The 22900-nt window shown below is 71.6% G+C and carries 24 protein-coding genes and 1 tRNA gene; 18 read left to right on the top strand and 7 right to left on the bottom strand.

Annotated features, from left to right (window positions below; all coding sequences use genetic code 11):
- Positions 1-76: 76 nt before the first annotated feature.
- The 11 genes from J2X63_RS18765 (at position 77) to J2X63_RS18715 (ending at position 12464) form a co-directional block, all read left to right on the top strand.
- The gene (locus J2X63_RS18765; RefSeq protein WP_309980069.1) at positions 77-1156 is read left to right on the top strand and encodes an NADP-dependent oxidoreductase; all 1080 of its coding nucleotides are present in this window, start codon (positions 77-79) and stop codon (positions 1154-1156) included.
- A gap of 75 nt (positions 1157-1231) precedes the next feature.
- Entirely contained in the window at positions 1232-2791 is a 1560-nt protein-coding gene (gene metG, locus J2X63_RS18760) for a methionine--tRNA ligase (protein ID WP_309980068.1), read from the top strand.
- A 70-nt stretch (positions 2792-2861) separates the two neighbouring features.
- Entirely contained in the window at positions 2862-3746 is an 885-nt protein-coding gene (locus J2X63_RS18755; RefSeq protein ID WP_309980205.1) for a TatD family hydrolase, read from the top strand.
- Complete coding sequence (rsmA, locus tag J2X63_RS18750; protein ID WP_309980066.1) at positions 3743-4636, top strand: 16S rRNA (adenine(1518)-N(6)/adenine(1519)-N(6))-dimethyltransferase RsmA; 894 nt, start codon at positions 3743-3745, stop codon at positions 4634-4636. The genes J2X63_RS18755 and rsmA overlap by 4 nt, the downstream gene beginning before the upstream one ends.
- Before the next feature lie 99 nt (positions 4637-4735).
- Entirely contained in the window at positions 4736-5275 is a 540-nt protein-coding gene (locus J2X63_RS18745; RefSeq protein WP_309980064.1) for a hypothetical protein, read from the top strand.
- Positions 5276-5312: 37 nt separating this feature from the next.
- Complete coding sequence (locus J2X63_RS18740) at positions 5313-6245, top strand: 4-(cytidine 5'-diphospho)-2-C-methyl-D-erythritol kinase (RefSeq protein WP_309980062.1); 933 nt, start codon at positions 5313-5315, stop codon at positions 6243-6245.
- 377 nt (positions 6246-6622) lie between these two features.
- The gene (locus J2X63_RS18735) at positions 6623-7375 is read left to right on the top strand and encodes a DUF559 domain-containing protein (RefSeq protein ID WP_309980060.1); all 753 of its coding nucleotides are present in this window, start codon (positions 6623-6625) and stop codon (positions 7373-7375) included.
- Positions 7376-7589: 214 nt separating this feature from the next.
- Positions 7590-9530, top strand: coding sequence for an ABC-F family ATP-binding cassette domain-containing protein (locus J2X63_RS18730; protein WP_309980058.1), 1941 nt, complete (start codon positions 7590-7592; stop codon positions 9528-9530).
- Between the two features lie 258 nt (positions 9531-9788).
- Positions 9789-10682 carry a MetQ/NlpA family ABC transporter substrate-binding protein gene (locus J2X63_RS18725; protein WP_309980056.1) on the top strand — a complete coding sequence of 298 codons (894 nt, stop codon included), beginning with the start codon at positions 9789-9791 and terminating at the stop codon, positions 10680-10682.
- A gap of 94 nt (positions 10683-10776) precedes the next feature.
- On the top strand, positions 10777-11805 hold the full coding sequence (locus J2X63_RS18720) for a methionine ABC transporter ATP-binding protein (protein WP_309980055.1): 1029 nt from the start codon (positions 10777-10779) through the stop codon (positions 11803-11805).
- Positions 11805-12464 carry a methionine ABC transporter permease gene (locus tag J2X63_RS18715; RefSeq protein ID WP_309980054.1) on the top strand — a complete coding sequence of 220 codons (660 nt, stop codon included), beginning with the start codon at positions 11805-11807 and terminating at the stop codon, positions 12462-12464. Before J2X63_RS18720 ends, J2X63_RS18715 begins: the two co-directional genes overlap by 1 nt.
- 43 nt (positions 12465-12507) lie before the next feature.
- Here J2X63_RS18715 and J2X63_RS18710 read toward each other — a convergent pair whose 3' ends face one another.
- From J2X63_RS18710 to J2X63_RS18700, 3 genes are all read right to left on the bottom strand, one after another.
- The gene (locus tag J2X63_RS18710) at positions 12508-12999 is read right to left on the bottom strand and encodes a MarR family transcriptional regulator (RefSeq protein WP_309980052.1); all 492 of its coding nucleotides are present in this window, start codon (positions 12997-12999) and stop codon (positions 12508-12510) included.
- A 73-nt stretch (positions 13000-13072) separates the two neighbouring features.
- Positions 13073-13510 carry an SRPBCC domain-containing protein gene (locus J2X63_RS18705; RefSeq protein ID WP_309980050.1) on the bottom strand — a complete coding sequence of 146 codons (438 nt, stop codon included), beginning with the start codon at positions 13508-13510 and terminating at the stop codon, positions 13073-13075.
- On the bottom strand, positions 13507-13827 hold the full coding sequence (locus J2X63_RS18700) for a metalloregulator ArsR/SmtB family transcription factor (RefSeq protein ID WP_309980048.1): 321 nt from the start codon (positions 13825-13827) through the stop codon (positions 13507-13509). The genes J2X63_RS18705 and J2X63_RS18700 overlap by 4 nt, the downstream gene beginning before the upstream one ends.
- A 108-nt stretch (positions 13828-13935) precedes the next feature.
- Between J2X63_RS18700 and J2X63_RS18695 the strand changes: the two genes are divergently transcribed.
- The 5 genes from J2X63_RS18695 to J2X63_RS18675 all read left to right on the top strand — a co-directional run bounded on the left by J2X63_RS18695 (position 13936) and on the right by J2X63_RS18675 (position 18711).
- Positions 13936-14007: transfer RNA gene (locus J2X63_RS18695), tRNA-Gln, on the top strand.
- 1 nt (position 14008) lies between these two features.
- A complete protein-coding gene (gene glmU, locus J2X63_RS18690) occupies positions 14009-15451 on the top strand; it encodes a bifunctional UDP-N-acetylglucosamine diphosphorylase/glucosamine-1-phosphate N-acetyltransferase GlmU (RefSeq protein WP_309980046.1) in 1443 nt (480 codons plus the stop codon).
- A 37-nt stretch (positions 15452-15488) separates the two neighbouring features.
- The gene (locus J2X63_RS18685; RefSeq protein WP_309980045.1) at positions 15489-16466 is read left to right on the top strand and encodes a ribose-phosphate diphosphokinase; all 978 of its coding nucleotides are present in this window, start codon (positions 15489-15491) and stop codon (positions 16464-16466) included.
- A 9-nt stretch (positions 16467-16475) separates the two neighbouring features.
- Positions 16476-18176, top strand: a complete 1701-nt coding sequence (locus tag J2X63_RS18680) for a long-chain-fatty-acid--CoA ligase (RefSeq protein ID WP_309980043.1) — start codon at positions 16476-16478, stop codon at positions 18174-18176.
- Positions 18177-18183: 7 nt separating this feature from the next.
- Complete coding sequence (locus tag J2X63_RS18675) at positions 18184-18711, top strand: hypothetical protein (RefSeq protein WP_309980042.1); 528 nt, start codon at positions 18184-18186, stop codon at positions 18709-18711.
- An 11-nt stretch (positions 18712-18722) separates the two neighbouring features.
- Here the strand turns inward: J2X63_RS18675 and J2X63_RS18670 are convergent, their stop codons facing one another.
- From J2X63_RS18670 to gndA, 4 genes are read right to left on the bottom strand one after another with little or no spacing between them, the layout of a single operon-like run.
- Entirely contained in the window at positions 18723-19100 is a 378-nt protein-coding gene (locus J2X63_RS18670; RefSeq protein WP_309980041.1) for a hypothetical protein, read from the bottom strand.
- Complete coding sequence (locus tag J2X63_RS18665) at positions 19097-19435, bottom strand: DUF202 domain-containing protein (protein ID WP_309980039.1); 339 nt, start codon at positions 19433-19435, stop codon at positions 19097-19099. The genes J2X63_RS18670 and J2X63_RS18665 overlap by 4 nt, the downstream gene beginning before the upstream one ends.
- 34 nt (positions 19436-19469) lie before the next feature.
- Positions 19470-19823, bottom strand: coding sequence for a DUF202 domain-containing protein (locus J2X63_RS18660; RefSeq protein ID WP_309980037.1), 354 nt, complete (start codon positions 19821-19823; stop codon positions 19470-19472).
- A gap of 37 nt (positions 19824-19860) precedes the next feature.
- Positions 19861-21276: an NADP-dependent phosphogluconate dehydrogenase gene (gndA, locus tag J2X63_RS18655; protein WP_396133182.1), complete on the bottom strand. Its 1416-nt coding sequence runs from the start codon at positions 21274-21276 to the stop codon at positions 19861-19863.
- Positions 21277-21459: 183 nt separating this feature from the next.
- Here gndA and J2X63_RS18650 point away from each other — a divergent pair, with 183 nt between their 5' ends.
- Together J2X63_RS18650 and J2X63_RS18645 are read left to right on the top strand one after the other, a co-directional pair.
- Positions 21460-21987, top strand: a complete 528-nt coding sequence (locus tag J2X63_RS18650) for a gluconokinase (RefSeq protein ID WP_309980033.1) — start codon at positions 21460-21462, stop codon at positions 21985-21987.
- 223 nt (positions 21988-22210) lie between these two features.
- A complete protein-coding gene (locus J2X63_RS18645) occupies positions 22211-22846 on the top strand; it encodes a 50S ribosomal protein L25/general stress protein Ctc (RefSeq protein WP_309980031.1) in 636 nt (211 codons plus the stop codon).
- Positions 22847-22900 lie beyond the last annotated feature (54 nt).

Genomic DNA, 22900 nt, shown 5'->3' with positions numbered 1-22900 from the left:
CCGCCGCGCAACATTTCCACCGCTGCCCCCCGAAGTGGGGGAGAATGGGCCTACCGCACAACGGTGGAGGTGCGACATGACGCACGAAGTCAGGTTCTCCGAACACGGCGGCCCCGAGGTGCTCGAGGTCGTCGAGGTCCCGACTCCCGAGCCCGGCGAGGGCGAGGTGCTCGTCGAGGTGTTCGCGGCGGGGTTGAACCCCGTGGAGAGCGCCGTCCGGCGTGGCGACCACCCCGGACGATGGCCCGTGCAGCTCCCGGCGCGGCAGGGCCGGGACCTGGCCGGCGTGGTGATCGCCGTCGGCCCCGGGGCGTCCCGGTTCACGCGCGGCGAAGAGGTCATGGGCTTCGTCGACCACGGCGCGCAGGCCTCGCACGTCGTCGTTCCCGAGGCGAACCTGCTGCCGCGCCCGCCCGCGCTCTCGTGGGAGGTGGCGGGGTCGCTCTACACGGCGGGCACCACCGCATGGACCGCCGTCGAGGGCCTGGGCCTCACGCCGAACGACACGGTCGTCGTGACGGCGGCGGCCGGGGGCGTCGGATGCCTCGCGGCGCAGTTCGCCCGCATGCGCGGGGCTACCGTGGTCGGCACGAGCATCGAGACCCGCTTCGACTTCCTGCGCCAGTTCGGGGTGCTCCCGACCGGGTACGGACCGGGACTCGCCGAGCGAGTGCGCGCCCTCACCACCCACCCCGTGACGGCCTTCCTCGACTTCCTCGGCGGTGAGTCCGCCGCAGCTCGCGCTCTCGGGGTCCCCCCGTCGCGCGTGCTCACCGTGCTCGACTGGGATGCCGTCGACGACCACAGTGCCGTGCGCGCCTCCGCAGGCGACGTCGTGGCGCTCAGCCGGGTCGCGGCGCTGGCGGCGGCCCGACGCATCCGCCTGCCCATCGCCGACGTGTTCCCGCTCGACGCCGTCGCCGACGCCTACCGCGCCCTCGACAAGCGCGAGGCGCCCGGCAAGATCGTGCTCGGCCTGCGCGTGGTCTCCTACGCCGGACAGCACGTGCAGGAGCCCGACCTCAAGGAGCAGGACGTGACACTCGGCGTCGCCACGCCGCATCGGCACATGGACGTGGAGGAGGCGGTGCCGCCCGCCATCGGCGACGGCAGCGTGCGGCGCCGGCATCGCGCGGAGCGCGCCCGCAGGGGGTGACGCCGTGACGCGCACGAGGCCTGCCGCCGCGTAACCCGGCGGCAGGGGCATCCGCTCGCCCATAGGATTGAGCGCATGGCCGACGCCTCCTCGTTCTATATCACCACGCCCATTTTCTACGTGAACGACGTGCCCCACATCGGGCACGCCTACACGGAGGTGGCCGCCGACGTGCTCGCGCGCTGGCACCGCCAGGCGGGTGAGGACACCTGGTCGCTGACCGGTACCGACGAGCACGGGCAGAAGATCCTGCGCACCGCGACCGCCAACGGCGTGACGCCGCAGGAGTGGGCCGACAAGCTCGTCGCCGACGCGTGGAAGCCACTGCTCGAGACCATCGACATCGCCAATGACGACTTCATCCGCACCACCGAGGAGCGGCACGAGGTCAACGTGCAGAAGTTCCTGCAGAAGCTCTATGACGACGGCCACATCTACACCGGCGAGTACGAGGGCTACTACTGCGTCGGCTGCGAGGAGTACAAGCAGCAGTCCGAGCTGGTGGCGGGCACGGGCGAGTACGAGGGCCAGCTGGTCTGCGCCATCCACTCGAAGCCCGTCGAGTTGCTGCACGAGAAGAACTACTTCTTCCGCATGTCGGCGTTCGCCGACCGACTCCTCGCGCTCTACGACGAGCGTCCCGACTTCGTCCAGCCCGAGTCGGCCCGCAACGAGGTCGTCTCGTTCGTGAAGCAGGGGCTCGCCGACCTGTCGATCTCACGGTCGACGTTCGACTGGGGCGTCAAGGTGCCGTGGGACGAGTCGCACGTGGTCTACGTGTGGTTCGACGCCCTGCTCAACTACATCACCGCGGTCGGCTACGGCCAGGACGACACCGAGTTCTCGCGGCGCTGGCCCGCGCAGCACATCGTCGGCAAGGACATCCTCCGGTTCCACGCGGTGATCTGGCCTGCGATGCTCATGGCGGCGGGGCTCGACGTGCCGCGCGGCGTCTTCGGCCACGGGTGGCTGCTCGTCGGGGGCGAGAAGATGTCGAAGTCCAAGCTCACCGGCATCGCCCCCGAGCAGATCACCGAGACGTTCGGCTCCGACGCGTTCCGGTTCTACTTCCTCTCGGCCATCTCGTTCGGCCAGGACGGCTCGTTCTCGTGGGAGGACCTCGCGGCGCGCTACCAGGCCGAGCTCGCCAACGGCTTCGGCAACCTCGCGTCGCGCGTCATCGCGATGATCAACCGCTACTGCGACGGCGTCGTGCCCGCGGCCGCCGAACTCTCGGCCGCCGATCACGAGATCGTCGCGATCGAGGCGCGGGCGACGGAAGCCGCGTGGTCGGCCATCGGGCGCCTCGCGATCCACGACTCGATCGCGGCCACATGGGAGCTCGTCGACGCCCTGAACGGCTACCTGACGGTGGAGGAGCCCTGGACCCTCGCGAAGGACCCGCACCAGCGCGCGCGCCTCGAGACGGTGCTCGCCACGGCGTATCACGGCCTCGGCACGCTCGCCGTGCTGCTCTCGCCGGTGCTGCCCGAGGCGACCGCGAAGCTGTGGACGGCGCTCGGCGCCCCCGGCGCCGTCCAGCAGCAGCGCATCGACCGCGCGCACGAGTGGACGGTCGGCGAGCGGGTCGCGCCGCTCGAGGCGCTGTTCCCGCGCATCGAGGTCTCGGAGTGAGGGCGGGAGCCGCCGCGTGACGGACGCCTCGGCTTCGGGCGCCGCGCCGACAGGCGCCTCGCCCGAGCACCTGCGAACGCGCTCCGACGGCGGCCGCGCCGTGGAGTACCCGCCGCCGCCCGAGCCGCTGGCCGTGGGCGTGTACGACAACCACACGCATCTCGAGATCGCCGACGGCGCGCTGCCGCTCGACGTGCACGAGCACCTCGAGCGCGCGGCATCCGTCGGCGTCGTCGGCGCCGTGCAGGTGGGCACGGATGTCGCGACCTCCCGCTGGTCGGCCGACGTGGCCGAGCGCGAGCCGCGACTCCTCGCCGCGGTGGCCCTGCACCCGAACGAGGCGCCCGAGCTCGAGGCATCCGGAACCCTCGACGACGCCCTCGCCGTCATCGACGAGCTCGCCGCCCGCCCGCGCGTTCGCGCGATCGGCGAGACGGGGCTCGACTTCTTCCGCACCGGCGACGACGGCAGGGGCGCCCAGTTCCGCTCGTTCGAGGCGCACCTCGACATCGCGAAGCGGCACGGGCTGGCCCTGCAGATCCACGACCGCGACGCGCACGACGACGTGGTCGAGACGCTCCGCCGCGTGGGCGCCCCCGAGCGCACGGTGTTCCACTGCTTCTCCGGGGGCGAGGAGCTCGCCCGGCTCGCGGCATCCGAGGGCTGGTACCTCTCGTTCGCCGGCAACGTGACGTTCAAGAACGCCGAGAACCTGCGCGAGGCGCTGCGGGTCGCCCCGCGCGACCGCATCCTCGTCGAGACGGATGCCCCGTACCTCACGCCCGTGCCGCTGCGCGGGCGCCCGAACGCGCCCTACCTCGTGCCGCACACCGTGCGGTTCATGGCCGAGGTGCTCGGCGACGACCTCGACGAGTTGTGCGCGCGGATCGCGTCGAACACGGTGGCCGTGTACGGCCCGTGGCATGATGAGGCCGTGCGGGAGTCGACGGCGTGAACGCGCACCGGCATGAGGCCGACGGCGGTGGCGACGCCACGCCGCGCCTGCTGGGCCCCGCCGAGATCCGCGACCTCGCCGAACTGCTCGACGTCACCCCGACGAAGAAGCTCGGGCAGAACTTCGTGCACGACGCCAATACCGTGCGTCGTATCGTGCAGACCGCCGGCGTGCAGCGCGGCGAGACCGTGCTCGAGATCGGCCCCGGACTCGGATCGCTCACGCTCGGGCTGCTCGAGGCCGGGGCATCCGTGATCGCCGTCGAGATCGACGGGCGCCTGGCCGAGCAGCTGCCGCACACCGTGAGCATCATGCAGCCCGGAACGTCGCTCACCGTCGTCCACGCCGACGCGCTGCGCGTCACCGAGCTGCCCGGCGACCCCGTGCGGCTCGTCGCCAACCTGCCGTACAACGTGTCGGTGCCCGTGCTGCTGCACCTGCTCGAGCACATCCCGTCGCTGCAGTCGGGCATCGTCATGGTGCAGGCCGAGGTCGGGCACCGGCTCGCCGCCGAGCCCGGCTCGAAGGTCTACGGATCGCCGAGCGCCAAGGCCGCCTGGTGGGGGCGCTGGCGGCTCGCCGGCCAGGTGTCGCGCATGGTGTTCTGGCCCGTGCCCAACGTCGACTCGGTGCTCGTCGGTTTCGCCCGTGGCGAGCAGCCCGGCACCGAGGAGGAACGCAAGGCGACGTTCGCGCTCGTCGACGCCGCGTTCCAGCAGCGCCGCAAGATGCTGCGCCAGTCCCTCTCGAGCGTGCTCGGCGGCTCCTCGTCGTCGGCCAGCGAGACGCTCGAACGCGCCGGCGTCGATCCGCAGTCGCGCGGCGAGCAGCTGCGGGTCGAGGACTTCCTGGCGATCGCGCGAGCCGCGGCCGCGCCGGTCGAAGCGTAGCGCCTGCCGCTTCCGGGGCCGCGTTCCCGCCGCAACCGGTCGCGCCATTGCCCCGCGGCGCGCCTTCCGCGGCCCGGTCGGTCGCACTACCGTTGAGGCATGGGCACGCCCGTGGGAAGCAACGTCGAGGGCGTCGGCGACGACGCGGTGCGTCGAGCGACGGGCAGGGATCGCGACGAGTGGTTCGCCCTCCTCGACGGGGCCGGCGCCGTCGCGTGGGCGCATCCGGCCATCGCGGGATGGCTCACCGCCGAACAGCAGGTCGACCCGTGGTGGGCGCAGAGCCTCACCGTCGCGTACGAACAGGCCCGCGGCATCCGGCGGCCCGGCCAGCGGCAGGACGGCACCTTCGAGGCAAGCGTGACCCGCACCGTCGACCTCGGCACCGAGGCGGCGCTGCGCGCGCTCGCGGCCATCGTCACGCTGCAGCTCGACGTCGACCCGCTCGCGCTCAACCTCACCGCGAAGCATCCGACGGCCCGGTTCCCGCTCGACGGGGGCGAGTTCGTGCTCGCCTCGGCGAGCCCGCTCGGCGACGGTCGCTCGTCGATCGGCCTCACCTGGGGCCGCATGCCCGACGGGTCGCGACTGGCCGAGGTGAAGGCGCGCATGCGCGAGTGGCTGCAGGCGGTCGGATGACCCGGGCCGCCGCCGAGCCGTGGGCTAGCGTGGAAACATGACGATCGCGGCGACCGACGAGGCAGTGCACGTGCGGGCGCCCGGCAAGATCAACCTCTTCATGCGCGTCGGCGAGGTGCAGCCCGACGGCTACCACGACGTTGCCACCGCCTACCAGGCGGTGTCGCTCTACGAGGACGTGCGGGCCTGGCCCGACGACGAGTTCAGCGTCGAGTTCGGCGGCTCGATCGACACGTCGGGGCTGCCGGCGGATGCCTCGAACCTCGCGATCAAGGCCGCGAAGCTGCTCGCCCGCACCGCCGGGGTGCCCGGCGGCGTGCACCTCGAGATCGACAAGCACGTGCCGATCGCGGGCGGCATGGGCGGCGGGTCCGCGGATGCCGCAGCCACCCTCGTGGCGTGCGACGCCATGTGGGGCACCGCGCTCAGCAAGGAGGAGCTGCACGCCCTCGCGGCGAAGCTCGGCGCCGACGTGCCCTTCGCGCTCACGGGCGGCACCGCGATCGGCACCGGACGCGGGGACCGGCTCAGCCCGGCGCTCGCCACCGGATCGTTCCATTGGGTGCTCGCCGTGGCCGAGTTCGGGCTCTCGACCCCCGGCGTGTACCGCGAGCTCGACCGGCGGCGGGAGGCGGACCCCGCGCTCGGGCCGGTGTCGTCGACGCCGCGAGTCGACGCCGCTGTGCTGCAGGCGCTCCGGGCCGGGGACGCGCGACTCCTCGCCGACGCCCTGCACAACGACCTGCAACCCGCCGCGCTCGGCCTCGCGCCCGGGCTCGGCGGCATCCTCGAGCTCGGCGAGACGCACGGCGCGCTCGCCGGGATCGTGTCGGGGTCGGGCCCGACGGTGGCGTTCCTCGCGGAGGACGCCGACTCGGCGCTCGAGCTGCAGATCGCCCTCTCGGCGTCGCGCCTGAATGCGGTGCACGTGCACGGCGCCGTCCACGGCGCCCGGGTCATGCACGCCTGACCGAGCACCGCCCGCTCTCCCTCGCGCCTCGCCGTCGCCCTCGCCCTCGCGGGCCCGCGAGCGTTGAAACCTTGTGTTCGGTGCGGCATCCGTCCATAGGGCGGACCGAACACAAGGTTTCAACGCGTCAGAGACGCTGTGGAGAGTGGACCGAGTGCCTCCGCCGATACGGGCAGGCTGAGCCGATGCGTCGACAACGAGACCTTCCTCCAAGGCTGACGGCTGCGGAGACGTTCACTTGGGCAGAGGCGAGACGCGCGGGGGTCGGCGCACGACGGCTCACCACCGCCGAGGTCGACCGACCGTTTCGAGGCATCTACCTTCCAGCCGTCGCCGCGCGGAATCAGGTCGCACTCGCCAGGGCGTACGCCGCGCGGATGCCGCCCACGCAGTTCTTCAGCCATTCGACGGCCGCGGCGATCCTCGGAGTGCCGCTGCCGGCAACCGTCGCCGGATCTCGGCGCATCCACGTGTCGGTTCGACTCGGGGCGCAGCCGCCGCGCGCGCGAGGTGTGGTCGGGCACACGCTCGCGCCCGACCGGATCGACGTCACGAACCTCGGCGGGCTGGCGCTGACGAGCCCTGCCACGACGTTCGCGCTCCTCGGCGGGATGCTCGAGCTCGATGACCTGATCGTCGCTGGCGATAACCTGGTGACCGGCGAAGCTCCACGGGGCGGCACACCTGCGCTCGCCACCGTGCAGGCACTCCGCGACAGCGTTGCTCGACATGGCCGGGGTCGTGGGGCGAGGTCACTTCGCGCCGCGCTGGAGGAGATCCGTGTCGGATCCCTCTCCCCGCGCGAGACGCTGACCCGCCTCCTGATCGTGCGTTCGGGGCTTCCGGAACCCGAGCTGAATCATGCCGTCTTCGACGACAGGGGAACGTTGCTCGCGTTGGTCGACCTGGCGTACCCAAAGCATCGCGTCGGCATCGAATACGAGGGAGACGGGCATCGGGAGAAGGAGCGATTCCGAGCCGACATCCTGCGCCGAGAACGCCTCGAGGACCTCGGCTGGACGATCGTTCGATTGACCTCCGACGACATCTCGCCGGGTCGTCCGCACCGCACCGCCGAGACGCTCACGCGAATCGAGTCCCGTCTTCGGCTGCGCGGATGGAGCCCCTGACCCCGCGCTCGGCGTTTCAATGCGTCCGCGCTCGCTCGTCGAAACCTTGTGTTCGGTGCAGCAACGGCCATCGGGTGCACCGAACACAAGGTTTCGACGCGGCATCGCAGCGCGGCGCGGGCGCGCGGAGGCGGGCCCGCGGGAGTGGGGGAGGGGGCGGCGGGCGCCGGCGGGCGGGGGCGCCGCGGGGCGGGCAAGTAGGGTGGAGCCAGACATGGCACACCTCCTCGGCGCCGAGCGCCTGCACCTCGAGTTCCCCACGCGCACCGTCTTCGACGAGGTCACCCTCGGCATCGACGAGGGCGACCGCATCGGCGTCGTGGGTCGCAACGGCGACGGCAAGTCCACGCTGCTCAAGCTGCTCGCGGGGCGGATCGAGCCCGACGCCGGGCGGGTGACGCGCCGCCGCGGCATCCGGATCGGCATGCTCGACCAGGCCGACGTCGTCGACCCGGGCCACACGGTCGCCGAGGCGGTCGTCGGGGGCATCGACGAGCACGTCTGGGCGGGCGACCCGAAGGTGCGCGACGTCATCGGCGGCCTGCTGGCGGATGTCCCGTGGCACGCGCAGGTCGGCAGCCTCTCGGGCGGCCAGCGGCGGCGCGTGGGCCTCGCGGCGCTGCTCGTGGGCGACTGGGACGTGGTGTTCCTCGACGAGCCCACGAACCACCTCGACGTCGAGGGCATCGCCTGGCTCGCCGGGCACCTGAAGCGCCGCTGGTCGACGGATGCCGGTGCGCTCGTCGTCGTGACGCACGACCGGTGGTTCCTCGACGAGGTGTGCACCGACACGTGGGAGGTGCACGACGGCATCGTCGAGCCGTTCGAGGGCGGATACGCGGCGTACGTGCTCCAGCGCGTGGAGCGCGATCGCATGGCCGCGGCATCCGAGGCGAAGCGGCAGAACCTGATGCGCAAGGAGCTCGCCTGGCTGCGCCGGGGCGCGCCGGCGCGCACGTCGAAGCCGAAGTTCCGCATCGACGCGGCGAACGAGCTCATCGAGAACGAGCCGCCTGTGCGCAACCCGGTCGAGCTGAACCGCCTCGCGGTGTCGCGGCTCGGCAAGGACGTCGTCGACCTGCTCGACGTGTCGGTCGTGTATCCGGTTCCGGATGCCGCGCCGGGCGCGCCCGCGACGAAGACCGTGCTGCACGAGCTCGAGTGGCGCATCGCCCCGGGGGAGCGCACCGGCATCCTGGGCGTGAACGGCGCCGGCAAGTCGACCCTGCTCGGCCTCGTGACGGGGGCGGTGCAGCCCACCACCGGTCGGGTGAAGCGCGGCACGACCGTGCGCATCGCCACCCTCAGCCAGGAGCTGTCGGAGCTCACCGAATGGGCCGACCAGCGCGTCAGTGCGGTGGTCGCCGAGCAGCGGACGGCCTACAGGATCGGAGAGGGCTCGAAGGCCGTCGAGCTCACGCCCGGGCAGCTGCTCGAACGGCTCGGCTTCTCGAACGCCCAGCTCTCGACGCCCGTGAAGAACCTCTCGGGCGGCCAGAAGCGGCGGCTGCAGCTGCTGCTCATCCTCCTCAGCGAGCCGAACGTGCTCATCCTCGACGAGCCGACGAACGACCTCGACACCGACATGCTCGCCGCCATCGAGGACCTCCTCGACTCGTGGCCCGGCACGCTCCTCGTCGTGAGCCACGACCGCTACCTCATCGAGCGCGTCACCGACCGGCAGTTCGCGATCCTCGACGGGCATCTGCGCGACCTGCCGCGCGGCGTCGACCAGTACCTCGAGCTGCGCCGGGCGACGGATGCCGCGGGTGGCACGGGTGCGGCGGCCGACACGACGCGTCCCGTGGCGGCGGGTGGCGCCGGCGGGGCGGGCAGCGCGACGGGCGTAGGTGGCGCCACGGGCGCGGGCGGCACCGCGGCGACACCTGCCGCAGGGCCGGGCGCCGCGGCCGCGGCATCCGCAGCCCTGACCGGTGCGGAGCGACGCACCGCCGAGAAGGAGCGCTCGTCGATCGACCGGCGGCTCGAGAAGCTGCAGGCGCAGATCGCCGCGCTCCACGAGAAGCTGGCACAGCACGATCAGGGCGATTACGTGGGGCTCGGCGTGCTCGGCGACGAGCTGGGCGCGCTCGAGTTGACGGTGTCGGAGCTCGAGACCCGGTGGCTCGAGGTCTCGGAGGCGCTCGAGGCCTGAGCGCCGCCCTCGCGCGGCGTGCGGGCGGTCACGAACGACGCGTCCGAAGCATCCGTCGACATCTCGCGCTGGTGTCGCAGGAACTGTGACGGATCATGACCACGTGGTCATACGCTCGAAGATACTTCGCCTAACGTGGAGATGCGCCCGCGTTCGCGGCATCGACGCCCCCACCGACACGAACCGTGGCGGAGCCATGCCTGCTCCACGCCATCAGCACCTGATCGCGGCGCGCCCACGCGAAAGGGAATCACCGGAATGTCACGCACCACCACCAAGCTCCTCGCCGCCCTGGCGACCGTGCCGCTCGTGGCCGCGCTCGCCGCCTGCGCCACGCCCGCCGCCGGCGAGAACGGCGACGACGTCGTGAAGATCGGCGTCGTCGGCAAGGCCGACCCGCAGTGGGCCGCCTTCGAGGATGCCGCGGCCGAGGCCGGCATCGACATCGAGCTCGTCGACTTCGCCGACTACGCCCAGCCCAACCCGGCGCTGACCGAGGGCGAGCTCGACCTCAACCAGTTCCAGCACATCGTCTACCTCGCCGACTACAACGTGTCGGCCGACGAGGACCTCACGCCGATCGGCGCGACCGCGATCTACCCGCTGGGCCTCTACTCGACGAAGTACGACTCGGTGAAGGACATCCCCGCGGGCGAGACCGTGGCGGTGCCCAACGACGCCTCGAACCAGGCCCGCGCGCTGCTCGTACTGCAGTCGGCCGGGCTCGTCGAGCTCAAGAGCGGCGGCTCGATCTTCTCCGACCTCGCCGACATCGACGAGGCCAAGTCGAAGGTGAAGGTGACGGCCCTCGAGGCGTCGCTGACGCCGACGTCCCTGCCCGATGTCGCGGCCGCCGTCATCAACAACGACTTCGTCGCCGATGCCGGCCTCAGCTTCGAGGACGCGATCGCGCAGGACGACCCGAGCGACCCGAACGCGCTGCCCTACGTGAACATCTTCGCGGCGCGGGCCGACGACGCCGACAACGAGACCTACCTGAAGCTCGTCGACATCTTCCAGACCGACCCCGACGTGCAGGCCGGCCTCCTGGAGTCCTCGGGCGGCACGGCGGTGCCCGTCACCACGCCCGTGTCCGACCTGAAGGACTCCCTCGCCGAGGTCGAGGCCGACACCAAGGCAGCGAAGGGCTGACGCCCGCGACCGATTCGACGGATCGATCGCGACGCGAGCGGGCGGTGGGCGCCGAGAGCCCACCGCCCGTCTCGGCGTTCCGGAAGGAGCATCCATGGCTCTCGTGAGCCTCACCAACGTCAGCAAGTCGTACCCGCCGGCCGAGCGCGGCGGTGCGCAGGTCGTGGCCGTCGACGACGTGACCCTCGACATCGAGGCGGGCGACGTCTTCGGCATCATCGGCTACTCCGGCGCCGGCAAGTCCACGCTCGTGCGCCTCGTCAACGCGCTCGAGCCCGCGACGTCGGGCCGCATCACGGTGGACGGCCGCGACCTCACGGTCATGCCCGAGCGCGAGCTCCGCGGCATCCGGCTCGGCATCGGCATGATCTTCCAGCAGTTCAACCTCTTCGGCGCGAAGACGGTGTGGCAGAACATCGCCTACCCGCTCAAGGTCGCGGGCGCCTCGAAGGCCGAGATCGCGGCGCGCGTCGCCGAGATGCTCGACTTCGTCGGCCTGGCCGACAAGGCGCGGAACTATCCCGACCAGCTCTCGGGCGGGCAGAAGCAGCGGGTGGGCATCGCCCGGGCGCTCGCGACCTCGCCTCGCCTGCTGCTCGCCGACGAGGCCACGAGCGCGCTCGACCCCGAGACGACGCAGGAGGTGCTCGCCCTGCTCAAGCGCGTGAACCGCGAGTTCGGCGTGACGATCATCGTGATCACCCATGAGATGGACGTCATCCAGTCGATCGCCACGAAGGTCGCCGTGATGGACGGGGGTCGCGTGATCGAGCACGGCGACGTGTTCGACGTCTTCTCGGACCCGCAGAACCCGTCGTCGCGGCGCTTCGTGTCCACGGTGGTGAAGGGCGTGCCGTCGCCCGCCGAGCTCGACGTGCTGCGCGAGCGCCACGAGGGCCGGATCGTCACGATCTCGTTCCGGGACGGCGACGTGTCGCAGGCCTCGGTGTTCCTCGAGCTCGCGGCGGCGGGCCTCGAGTTCGAGCTCGTGTACGGCGGCATCAACGACATCCAGGGCCGCGCGTTCGGCCACCTCACGCTCGCCATCAGGGGGGCGGATGCCGCGATCGACGCGGTGCTCGCCCGGATCGCCGAGCGCGTCGACGTGACGGAGGTGCCGTGATGGACCGGTTGTTCGAACTCCAGGGCGAATTCTGGGCCGCGGCGGTCGAGACGCTCTACATGGTGGGGCTCACACTGCTGATCGGCGGCACGGCCGGGCTCCTGCTCGGCATCGTGCTCTACACGACGCGTCCGGGGAGCCTGCTCTCCAACGGCGCGATCTACAACGTCGTGAACGTGGTGATCAACTTCTTCCGGCCGATCCCGTTCATCATCTTCATCGCCGCCGTGCAGCCCCTCTCGCGACTCGTGATCGGCACGGGCATCGGCAACAACGCGCTGATCTTCGCGCTGTCGCTCGCGGCGTCGTTCGCGATCGCCCGCATCGTGGAGCAGAACCTGCTCACGGTGTCGCCCGGCGTCATCGAGGCCGCGCGGTCGATGGGCGCGAGTCCGCTGCGGATCCTCCGCACCGTCGTCGTGCCCGAGGCGCTCGGGCCGCTCATCCTCGGGTACACGTTCGTGCTCGTCGCCATCGTGGACATGACGGCGGTCGCCGGCCTCATCGGCGGCGGCGGCCTCGGCACGTTCGCCCAGGTCTACGGCTACCGGCAGTTCGAGCCGGTCATCACGTGGGCGGCGGTGCTGCTCATCGTCGTGTTCGTGCAGGGCGTGCAGTTCCTCGGCAACTGGCTCGCCCGCAAGGTGCTGCGGCGGTAGCGCGGAGCCGCACGATTCGCGCCGTCGGGCTCGCGCCGGCCGCTCAGTCGAACCCGAGGCTGAGCTTGCGCAGCAGCCCGGCGAGCCGCTTCTGCTCGGCGGCGGGAAGGCTGTCGAGCAGCTCGGCCTCGGCGTCGACGAGGCGGGTGATCGCGGCATCCACCCGGGTGAGGCCGGCGGGGCTCATCTCGACGAGGATGCCGCGGCCGTCGTTGGGGTCGGTCTGGCGGCTGACGAGCCCGCGCTCGACGAGCCGGTCGATGCGGTTGGTCATGGTGCCGCTCGAGACGAGCGTCTGCTGCAGCAGCTGCTTGGGGGAGAGCCGGTAGGGCGAGCCGGCGCGTCGCAGTGCCGAGAGCACGTCGAACTCGGATGCCTCGAGCTCGGACCTCGCGAACGCCTGCCGCCGCGCGCGGTCGAGGTGCTTCGAGAGCCGAGCGACGCGGGAGAGCACCTGCAGCGGGGCGAAGTCGAGGTCGGGTCGCTCGCGCTCCCAGTCGCCCACGATCCGGTCGACCTCGTCAGCATCCGTCATGCCGCCATTATCCCGCCGCGCGAGGCGGGCCGGCGCGCGCCGGAGCGGCCTGCGGACGAGCCTGCGCGCAGGGTCAGCCCGTGGGCGGAAGCGCCTCGCCCGTCTCGAGCAGCGACTTCATCGAGCTCAGCACGAACATCCAGCCGGCGCCCGACACCCCGGCGGCGGTCTTCGGGGAACCCTCGAGGCGATCGTGGGTGAGGGTCACGAGGCACGTGCCGCCGTCCTGCGGCTCGATCTCCCAGGTGACCCGGCTGACGGGCTCGGCGTTCATCTCTGCGTCGTACTGCGAGCGCCACTCGTGCGCGAGCCGACGAGGCGGGTCGAACTCGAGCACCGCGTCGGGCTCCCAGGCCTCCCCGCGCGGCCCGGTGTGCGACCGCCGTTCGGGCGTGATCTCGATCGTCACGCGGTGGAAGTACTGCACGGTCAGCTCGGGCCGGGTGATCGCCGCCCAGATCTCCTCGGCCGTCGCCCGGATGTAGACGTGGTAGACCTGCGTCGTCGTCATGGTCGTTGCTCCAGTTCTCGTTTGAGGTCGGCGAGCGCCGACGCCGGACCGACCCGGTACTTGTCGATCCAGCGGTCGTGGATGAGCCGGATCGGGACGACGTTCAGGAAGTGCAGCTTCTCGCGGCCCGAACGCCGGGTGGTGACCAGGCCCGCGTCCTCGAGCACGCGCAGGTGCTTCATCACCCCGAAGCGCGTCATCTCGGCGAGCGCCTCGAGGTCGGCGAGGCGGGCGCCGTCGTGCTCGAACAGGTGGTCGAGCAGTCGCCGCCTCGTGGCATCGGCGAGGGCCTTGAACACCGCGTCGTCGTCATCCATCCCGATCAGGATACGTGACCAATAGGTCACATGACAAGTTCGAGCAGCACGCTCCTGCGCGCCGCGTCTGGCAGACTGTAGGGCGCTCGGAATCGTCGATTCGAGCGGTCCGCCATGGTGTAACGGCAGCACGACAGCCTTTGGAGCTGTGAGGACCAGGTTCGAATCCTGGTGGCGGAGCATGGACCAGAATCTCGCCATCATCGTGCTCGCCGCCGGCCAGGGCACACGCATGAAGTCCGCCACCCCGAAGCTCCTGCACCCCCTCGCCGGGTCGCCGATCGTGGCCCACGTACTGCGCACGGCGAACGCGCTCGACGCCGCGCACGTCGTCGCGGTCGTGCGCCACGAGCGCGACCAGGTGGCCGCAGAGGTCGAGGCCGTCATGCCGGGCATCGTCGTCGTCGACCAGGACGAGATCCCCGGCACCGGGCGCGCCGTCGAGCAGGCCATCGCCGCGCTGCCCGACGACTTCGAGGGCGAGGTGCTCGTGCTGAACGGCGACGTGCCGCTCCTCGACGCCGACACGCTCGGCGCCTTCCTCGAGCAGCACCGCGGCCATGCCGCGCAGGCATCCGTGCTCTCGGCCGTCTACGACGACCCCACGGGCTACGGCCGCGTCGTGCGTGACGCCGACGGCGGATTCGACCGCATCGTCGAGCAGAAGGACGCCACCGACGACGAGCGGGCGATCGGCGAGATCAACGCGGGCATCTACGCGTTCGGCGCCGGCGCGCTGCGCGACCAGCTCGCGAACCTCACGACCGACAACGCGCAGGGCGAGAAGTACCTCACCGACGTGATCCAGCTGCTCCGCGAGGCGGGCTCCGAGGTCGAGGCGGTGCCCGTGTCCGAGCCGTGGCTCGTCGCCGGCATCAACGACCGGGCGCAGCTCTCTGAGACCGCCGCCCGCCTCAACGCGCTGATCGTGCGCGGCTGGCAGCTGAACGGCGTGACCATCGACGATCCGGCGACCACGTGGATCGACCTCGACGTGAAGATCGAGCCCGACGTGACCATCCGCCCAGGCACCCAGCTGAAGGGCGCCACGGTGATCGCCACCGGCGCCGTCGTCGGGCCCGACACGACGCTCGTCGACTGCGAGATCGGCGCGGGCGCCGAGGTGAAGCGCACCGATGCCACCCTGTCGGTCATCGGGGCCGGGGCATCCGTCGGCCCGTTCTCGTTCCTGCGGCCCGGCACCGTGCTCGGCGCCGACGGCAAGATCGGCACGTTCGTCGAGACGAAGAACGCGACCATCGGCGAGGGCAGCAAGGTGCCGCACCTCTCGTACGTCGGCGACGCCACGATCGGCGAGCACTCGAACATCGGCGCAGGCTCGATCTTCGCCAACTACGACGGCGTCCGGAAGCATCACTCCGATGTCGGCTCGCACGTGCGCACCGGGTCGCACGGGGTCTTCGTCGCGCCCGTTAGGATTGCCGATGGGGCGTACACCGGCGCCGGCACCGTGGTCCGCAAGGACGTTCCCGCGGGCGCACTTGCCGTGAACGTGGCCCCGCAGCGCAACATCGAGGGATGGGTCCAGAAGCATCGACCCGGCACCGCGGCAGCCCAGGCAGCCGAGGCCGCCGCAGAGGCATCCGGCTCCGACGAAGACTGAACGCACCGGCTCAGCGCGGGTGGAGAGGACAGACCACATGTCGGGAATCGAGACCACCGGATCGAAGCGCCTCGTGCTCGTCTCCGGACGAGCGCACCCAGAGCTCGCGGAGCACATCGCCGAGGAGCTGGGCTCCGAGCTCGTGCCGACCGACGCCCGCACCTTCGCGAACGGCGAGATCTACGCGCGCTACGACGAGAGCGTGCGCGGCTCCGACGCGTTCGTGATCCAGTCCCACACGTCGCCCATCAACGAGTGGCTCATGGAGCAGCTCATCATGATCGACGCGCTGAAGCGCGCGTCGGCCAAGCGCATCACGGTGGTCTCCCCGTTCTACCCCTACGCCCGCCAGGACAAGAAGGGCCGGGGCCGCGAGCCGATCTCGGCGCGCCTCGTCGCCGACCTCTATAAGGCCGCCGGCGCCGACCGCATCATGTCGATCGACCTGCACGCGGCCCAGATCCAGGGCTTCTTCGACGGCCCCGTCGACCACCTCTTCGCCATGCCGGTGCTGCTCGAGCACTTCAAGGCCAAGCTCGACCCCTCGACGCTCACCGTCGTGTCGCCCGATATGGGCCGCGTGCGCGTCGCCGACATCTGGAGCGACAAGCTCGGCGTGCCGCTCGCGATCATCCACAAGCGCCGCGACCCGCTCGTGCCGAACCAGGTGTCGGTGCACGAGATCGTCGGCGACGTGAACGGACGGGTGTGCCTGCTCGTCGACGACCTGATCGACACCGGCCGCACCATCGCCAAGGCCGCCGAGGCGCTGAAGGCCAACGGCGCGATCGGCGTCGTCGTCGCGGCCACCCACGCGGTGTTCTCCAACCCGGCCGTCGACATCCTGCAGAACGAGTCCATCGACAGCGTCGTGGTGACCGACACGCTGCCCGTCCCGCCCGAGAAGCGCTGGGACCGCCTGACCGTGCTGCCCATCGCCCCGCTCCTCGCCCGCGCCATCCACGAGGTCTTCGAGGACGGCTCGGTGACCAGCATGTTCGACGGCGCGGCGTAGGCCGGCCCGATGGCGATCACGACCCCGCGTCCCTGGCTGTCGAGCTACGCCGAGGGCGTGCCGCACGACGTCGCCGACGAGCAGGGGTCGCTGTTCGACCTCGTGCGCGAGTCGGTCGAGCAGTACGGCGACCACGTCGCGCTCGAGTTCTTCGGCGCGACCACGACCTACGCCGAGCTCGGCGAGCAGATCGACCGCGCCGCGGAGGGCCTGCGTGCGCTCGGCGTGCAGCACGGTGATCCGGTCGCCCTCGTGCTGCCGAACTGCCCGCAGCACATCGTCGCCTTCTACGCGGTGCTCCGCCTCGGCGCGATCGTGGTCGAGCACAACCCGCTCTACACGCCGCGCGAACTGCGGCACCAGTTCGAGGACCACGGCGCCCGCGTCGTGATCGCGTGGGACAAGGTCGTCGAGACGATCCAGGCCTTCCCGGCGGATGTCGCCGTGCAGTCGATCGTCTCCGTCGACGTGACCCGGGCCATGCCGTTCCTCACGCGGTTCGCGCTGCGGCTTCCCGTCGCGAAGGCGCGTGAGTCCCGTGCCGCACTCACCACGAAGGTGCGCGGCACGGTGCCGTGGCGCGAGCTCGTGGCATCCGCCCGCATCGATGCCGGCATCGCCCGGCCCGAGGCATCGGACGTCGCGCTCATCCAGTACACGAGCGGCACGACCGGCAGCCCGAAGGGCGCCACGCTCACGCACGCGAACCTCGGTGCGAACGCCGCACAGGCGCGCGCGTGGGTGCCCGAGATCGAGCGCGGCACGTCGGTGGTGTATGCGGTGCTGCCGATGTTCCACGCCTACGGGCTCACGCTGTGCCTCACGTTCGCGATGAGCATGGGCGCCCGGCTCGTGCTCTTCCCGAAGTTCGATCCCGAGCTGGTGCTCAAGGTCGTGAAGCAGCGTCCGCCGACGTTCCTCCCTGCGGTGCCGCCGATCTACGACCGGCTCACGAAGGCTGCCGCCGATGCGGGCGTGTCGCTCGACGGCATCCGCATCGCGATCTCGGGCGCGATGCCGCTGTCCGCCGACGTCGTCGAGCCCTGGGAGGCCGCGAGCGGCGGGTACCTCGTCGAGGGCTACGGCCTCTCGGAGTGCTCACCGGTGCTCATGGCCAACCCCGTCGCGCCCAACCGCAAGGCCGGCACCGTCGGACTGCCGCTGCCCTCGACCGAGGTGCGCGTCGTCGACCCCGACCAGCCGACCGTCGACCGTGAGACGGGTGCCGAGGGCGAACTCATCGTGCGCGGTCCGCAGGTGTTCTCGGGGTACTGGAAGAAGCCCGACGAGACCGCCGCGGTGTTCGTGCCGGCCGACGACGGCGGCGCCGACTGGTTCCGCACGGGCGACATCGTCGCGATCGACGACGAGGGCTTCGTGCGCATCGTCGACCGCATCAAGGAGCTCATCATCACGGGCGGCTTCAACGTGGCGCCGAGCGAGGTCGAGGAGGCCATCCGGGCCCACGCGGACGTCGAGGACTGCGCTGTCGTGGGCCTGCCCGACGAGCGCTCGGGCGAGCAGGTCGTCGCCGTGGTCGTGCTGAAGCCGGGCGCGACGTTCGACGAGGCCGCCATCCGCGCCTTCGCCCGCGACGGGCTCACCGCCTACAAGGTGCCCCGGCGCATCGTGGTGGCCGACGACCTGCCCCGCTCGCTCATCGGCAAGGTGCTGCGCCGCGAGGTGCGCAACGGCCTCCTCGAGGGCTGAGGACCCCGTGCCGTTCCTCTCCGCCGACACCGCCGCGGCGCTCGCGCGCCTGGCGCGGCTCGAGGCCACCGGGGCGGGGAAGCCGGAGGAGGCGGGCGGCTCGGATGCCTCGCCGCTCGACCGGCTCCGGGGCATCCGCTCGCTCGCGGTCGCCCTCGAGGCCGAGCCCGCCATGCTCGTCGCCGTGCGCGAGGCACTGGCCGCCGGGGCCACGTGGGAGGAGGTCGCGGATGCCGCGAGTCTCAGTCCTTCGGCCGCGAAGTACCGCTGGGCGGGCGGCGACGACGCCATCGCCGAACGCCAGGAGGCGAGCCGTAGGCGCAAGCGCGAACGACCCTCGAGCTCGCCCACCGACCTGCCGGGCCTGTCGGTCGCCGAGGCGGCGAAGCGGCTCGGCGTCACCCCCCAGGCGATCTACCAGCGGGTGACCCGCGGGCAGCTCGTGGCGCGCACGGTGGAGCTGGCCGACGGGCGCACCTACAAGCGGGTGTTCCCCGACGAGGCGGCGACGTCCGCTCCAGACCCGGCCACCTGAGCCGAGCGACCTCAGGCGTCGCGCTGGTCGGGCCCGACCTGCTGCGGCTGCGGCAGGGTCGGCATCGGCCCGAGGTTGCCGAGCAGGCGCTCGCTGCCGTGCTCGGAGATCGCGAAGCACTCCCAGCCGGGCCCGCCCGGCGCGAACATGTCGAACGACGACCGGAATCCCGCCGCATCCGTGTCGTACGCCGCCACGTAGACCGAGCACGCCCGATCGGCCGCCGACCTCGCCACGCTGTACGCCGAGAGCACGAGGGGCAGCAGCAGCGCGCCGAGGGCGATCAGCACCACGACGCGCAGCACGCGGCGCCGGCGGTGTCCCGGCATGGGCCGTCCGTCGTCGTCGTCCCAAGGGTCGGGTTCGAGCTCGGGGTGCCGCTCGCTCATGCCGCACCCTCCACGAAGACGCTGGCGACACCGCCGACGCTCGCGAGCAGGGTCGCCGCGGCGACGCCGACGAGTGCGCCGGCGGGCGGGGTGATCACCAGGCGCGCGCCCGACAGCTGACGTCGTCGCACGGTGCCGATGGCCACGGCCGCGCCGGATGCCGCGAAGAGCAGCACCCCGACGGCCACGAGCCCCGGCTCTCCGGCGACCAGGCCGGCACGCATCGACAGCAAGGCGTTCACCGCGAGGGCGAGCGCCGTGCGCGTCCACGAGAGCGCGGTGCGCTCGGGCTGCAGGCCCGGATCACCGGTGGCATCCACGATGTAGGGGTTCATGCCGGCACCGATCCGCTCACGAGACGACCACGGCTCACGTGACGACGAGCAGCACGACGAGCACTGCACTGGTCAGGAGGCAGGCCCCCGCGAGCGCCGGCAGCACCCAGCTGAACGGGAGCGGACGGCCCATGCGAATGGCGATCTCGTTGCCGCGCCAGCGCGTGTAGGAGACCACGCTGAGCGCCGCCGCGATGACGCCGAGCCCGACGGACAGCACGACGACGGCGGGGCGGGGCCCGAGCTCGGTCGCGAACTGGTGCAGCAGCACCCCGCCGGCCAGCAGCGCGAGTGCCGTGCGGATCCAGGCGAGGAACGTGCGCTCGTTGGCCAGCGTGAAGCGGTAGTCGGGCTCGGTGCCCTCACTCCGCCACGCCGGTTCCGGCATCCGCTCGCCCCTCGTCTGGTCCGTCCAGACTACGTGACTAGTGCGACGACGGCGTGGTCTCGATCTCGGACCGGTCGTCTGACCACAGCGTGTGGAACACGCCCGGCTTGTCGACGCGCTGGTAGGTGTGCGCGCCGAAGAAGTCTCGCTGGCCCTGGATGAGGGCGGCGGGCAGGCGCGCGGCGCGGAGGCCGTCGTAGTACGCGAGCGACGACGAGAACGCCGGCGTCGGGATGCCGGCCTGCGCGGCGATGCCGATGATGCGGCGCCAGCTCTCCTGCGTGCCGGCGACGGCGTCGCGGAAGTAGGGTGCGACGACGAGCGCCACGAGGCCCGGATCCTCGGCGTAGGCCTCGGCGATGCGGTTCAGGAAGCGGGCGCGGATGATGCAGCCGGCGCGCCAGATCTTCGCGATGTCGCCCTTGTGGATGTCCCAGCCGAACTGCTCGGCGCCGGCGACGATCTCGTCGAAGCCCTGCGAGTAGGCGATGATCTTCGACGCGTAGAGCGCGCGGCGCACGTCCTCGATGAACGCGTCGACGTCGGCCTCGGCGACCTTCCACTCGCCCGAGGGGCCGGGCAGGTCGGAGGCCGCTTCACGCTGCGCGCGCTTGGAGGACAGGCTGCGGGCGAAGACCGCCTCGGCGATGCCCGAGGTGGGCACGCCCAGGTCGAGGGCGTTCTGCACGGTCCACGCGCCGGTGCCCTTGGCGCCCGCCTCGTCGAGGATGACGTCGACGAGCGGCAGGCCGGTCGCGGCATCCGTCTGGCGGAGCACCTCGGCGGTGATCTCGATGAGGTAGCTCTCGAGCTCGCCGTCGTTCCACTCGGCGAAGATGTCGGCGATCTCGGCGGGGGACTTGCCGGTGCCCTGGCGGATGAGGTCGTAGGCCTCGGCGATGAGCTGCATGTCGGCGTACTCGATGCCGTTGTGCACCATCTTCACGAAGTGGCCGGCGCCGTCGGTGCCGACGTGCGTGACGCAGGGCTCGCCGTCGGGGGCGACCGCGGCGATCGACGCGAGGATCGGGCCGAGCGTCTCGTAGGCCTCCGCCGAGCCGCCGGGCATGATCGACGGGCCCTTGAGCGCGCCCTCCTCACCGCCCGAGATCCCGGCGCCGACGAAGTGGATGCCCGTGGGCGCGATCTCGGCCTCACGGCGGATCGTGTCGTGGAAGTTGGCGTTGCCGCCGTCGACGATGATGTCGCCCGGCTCGAAGCGCTTGACGAGCTCGGAGATCACCGCGTCGGTGCCCTTGCCGGCCTGCACCATGATGATCGCCGTGCGGGGCTTCGCGAGCGAGGCGACGAAGTCGTCGTAGCTCTCGCCGGGCACGAAGCCGGCCTCGGGGTGCTCGCTGGTCAGCGTCTGCGTGCGCTCGGGGGAGCGGTTGAACACGGCGACGGTGTTGCCCTCGCGGCTGGCGAGGTTGCGGGCGAGGTTCGACCCCATCACCGCGAGTCCGACGACGCCGATGTTTGCTGATCCGGTTTCAGGCACGAAAGTTCTCCTCGTGGGTTCGGGGTCGCCTCCAGCGTACTGTGAGCGGCGCTCACCGTTGCGCGCTGTTGCGGTGAGACTGCGCCGCTGCGGTGTGGCGGATGCCGCGTCCGGCGTTCGGCTAGCCTGCAACCCATGAGCGCCTCAGCCCACCCGCCCCGGGTCGTCGTCATGGGGCCCAGCGGTTCCGGCAAGTCGGTCGTCGGAGCGGCGCTCGCCCGTCGCCTCGGCGATCGGTTCCCCGGCATGAGGTTCGTGGACTCCGACGACCTGCACCCCGCGGCGAACGTCGAGAAGATGCGCAGCGGCGTACCCCTCGACGACGACGACCGGTGGCCCTGGCTGCGGCTCGTGGGGGAGGCGCTCGGCGCGGGCGACGCCGGCGTGGTGGTCGCCTGCTCCGCGTTGCGCCGCTCCTACCGCGACGCGATCCGCGGGGCGTGCCCGGCCGCGGTGTTCGTGGAGCTGGTGGTGCCGGCCGAGCACCTCGGCGAGCGGGTGCGCGATCGGGCCGGCCACTTCATGCCCCCCGCCCTCCTGGCCTCGCAGCTCGAGGCGCTCGAGCCGCTCGCGGAGGACGAGGCGGGCGTCCGCATCGAGAATGTCGGACCCGTCGACGCGGTCGTGGAACGGGCGATCGCGGCGCTCGAGTCGGACTGGTAGACTCTCCCCTTGGTCTTCCGCGTTCACGCGCGGCAGGCCTGACAACTTCGGCGAGGGAGGCCCGGTTCGTCCGCGAGAGCGGCGGGCGGGGCATCCGTGATCGACGCGGTGGAACCAGGCTTCACGGCTGTTTCCTCACGCACCAGCGCATGTCAGATGCTGCGCGTTCGAGTCGAAACGACAGACATACGATCTGGGCCGCGAGCCCGCAAGGAGAACCACCATGGAGCAGGACAACAAGGTCGTCGCCGACGCGCGCGAGACGTTCGGCAAGGGCGCGGCCCGCAAGATCCGCGCCGCCGGCAAGATCCCCGCCGTGCTGTACGGCCACGGCACCGAGCCGCAGCACCTCACCCTCCCGGGCCACCAGGTCGCGCTGCTCATCCGCAAGGCGAACGCCGTGCTCGACCTGCAGATCGCCGGCTCGAGCCAGATCGCGCTCGTGAAGGACGTGCAGAAGGACCCGGTGCACCAGGTCATCGAGCACATCGACCTCATCGTCATCAAGCGCGGCGAGAAGGTCCAGGTCGAGGTCCCCGTGCACACCGAGGGCGAGTCGTACCCCGGCACCATCGCCGACCTCGACGCCAAGACCCTGCTGCTCGAGGTCGAGGCCACGCACATCCCCGAGAACATCGTCCTCTCCATCGAGGGCCTCGAGGAGGGCACGCAGATCCACGCGAAGGACGTCGAACTCCCCAAGGGCGCGACCCTCGTGAGCGACCCCGACGCCCTCGTCGTGCTCGTGCACGTGCCCCAGAAGGTCGATCTGGGCGAGGAGGCCGCCGAGGCCGCCGCCGCCGAGGCCCCCGAGGCCGAGGCGCCCGCCGAGGAGACCGCGGCCGAATCGGCCGAGTAACCTCAGCGCACCGCGCGCACGGGGCCTGCAGCGCCGCATCCGGGTACCCTCGGA

The organism is Agromyces sp. 3263 (assembly GCF_031456545.1).
GTDB lineage: Bacteria > Actinomycetota > Actinomycetes > Actinomycetales > Microbacteriaceae > Agromyces.
The sequence above is the reverse complement of the archived record's forward strand: the minus strand, read 5'-3'. Positions and strand labels throughout refer to the sequence as shown.

Excerpts from the sequence above, each read along its gene's own strand:
- J2X63_RS18765 (WP_309980069.1), top strand. The coding sequence starts at position 77 with ATGACGCACGAAGTCAGGTTCTCCGAACACGGCGGCCCCGAGGTGCTC.
- metG (WP_309980068.1), top strand. The coding sequence starts at position 1,232 with ATGGCCGACGCCTCCTCGTTCTATATCACCACGCCCATTTTCTACGTG.
- J2X63_RS18745 (WP_309980064.1), top strand. The coding sequence starts at position 4,736 with ATGGGCACGCCCGTGGGAAGCAACGTCGAGGGCGTCGGCGACGACGCG.
- J2X63_RS18740 (WP_309980062.1), top strand. The coding sequence starts at position 5,313 with ATGACGATCGCGGCGACCGACGAGGCAGTGCACGTGCGGGCGCCCGGC.
- J2X63_RS18735 (WP_309980060.1), top strand. The coding sequence starts at position 6,623 with ATGCCGCCCACGCAGTTCTTCAGCCATTCGACGGCCGCGGCGATCCTC.
- J2X63_RS18730 (WP_309980058.1), top strand. The coding sequence starts at position 7,590 with ATGGCACACCTCCTCGGCGCCGAGCGCCTGCACCTCGAGTTCCCCACG.
- J2X63_RS18725 (WP_309980056.1), top strand. The coding sequence starts at position 9,789 with ATGTCACGCACCACCACCAAGCTCCTCGCCGCCCTGGCGACCGTGCCG.
- J2X63_RS18720 (WP_309980055.1), top strand. The coding sequence starts at position 10,777 with ATGGCTCTCGTGAGCCTCACCAACGTCAGCAAGTCGTACCCGCCGGCC.
- J2X63_RS18715 (WP_309980054.1), top strand. The coding sequence starts at position 11,805 with ATGGACCGGTTGTTCGAACTCCAGGGCGAATTCTGGGCCGCGGCGGTC.
- J2X63_RS18710 (WP_309980052.1), bottom strand. The coding sequence starts at position 12,999 with ATGACGGATGCTGACGAGGTCGACCGGATCGTGGGCGACTGGGAGCGC.
- J2X63_RS18705 (WP_309980050.1), bottom strand. The coding sequence starts at position 13,510 with ATGACGACGACGCAGGTCTACCACGTCTACATCCGGGCGACGGCCGAG.
- J2X63_RS18700 (WP_309980048.1), bottom strand. The coding sequence starts at position 13,827 with ATGGATGACGACGACGCGGTGTTCAAGGCCCTCGCCGATGCCACGAGG.
- glmU (WP_309980046.1), top strand. The coding sequence starts at position 14,009 with ATGGACCAGAATCTCGCCATCATCGTGCTCGCCGCCGGCCAGGGCACA.
- J2X63_RS18685 (WP_309980045.1), top strand. The coding sequence starts at position 15,489 with ATGTCGGGAATCGAGACCACCGGATCGAAGCGCCTCGTGCTCGTCTCC.
- J2X63_RS18680 (WP_309980043.1), top strand. The coding sequence starts at position 16,476 with ATGGCGATCACGACCCCGCGTCCCTGGCTGTCGAGCTACGCCGAGGGC.
- J2X63_RS18670 (WP_309980041.1), bottom strand. The coding sequence starts at position 19,100 with ATGAGCGAGCGGCACCCCGAGCTCGAACCCGACCCTTGGGACGACGAC.
- J2X63_RS18665 (WP_309980039.1), bottom strand. The coding sequence starts at position 19,435 with ATGAACCCCTACATCGTGGATGCCACCGGTGATCCGGGCCTGCAGCCC.
- J2X63_RS18660 (WP_309980037.1), bottom strand. The coding sequence starts at position 19,823 with ATGCCGGAACCGGCGTGGCGGAGTGAGGGCACCGAGCCCGACTACCGC.
- gndA (WP_396133182.1), bottom strand. The coding sequence starts at position 21,276 with ATGGGGTCGAACCTCGCCCGCAACCTCGCCAGCCGCGAGGGCAACACC.
- J2X63_RS18650 (WP_309980033.1), top strand. The coding sequence starts at position 21,460 with ATGAGCGCCTCAGCCCACCCGCCCCGGGTCGTCGTCATGGGGCCCAGC.
- J2X63_RS18645 (WP_309980031.1), top strand. The coding sequence starts at position 22,211 with ATGGAGCAGGACAACAAGGTCGTCGCCGACGCGCGCGAGACGTTCGGC.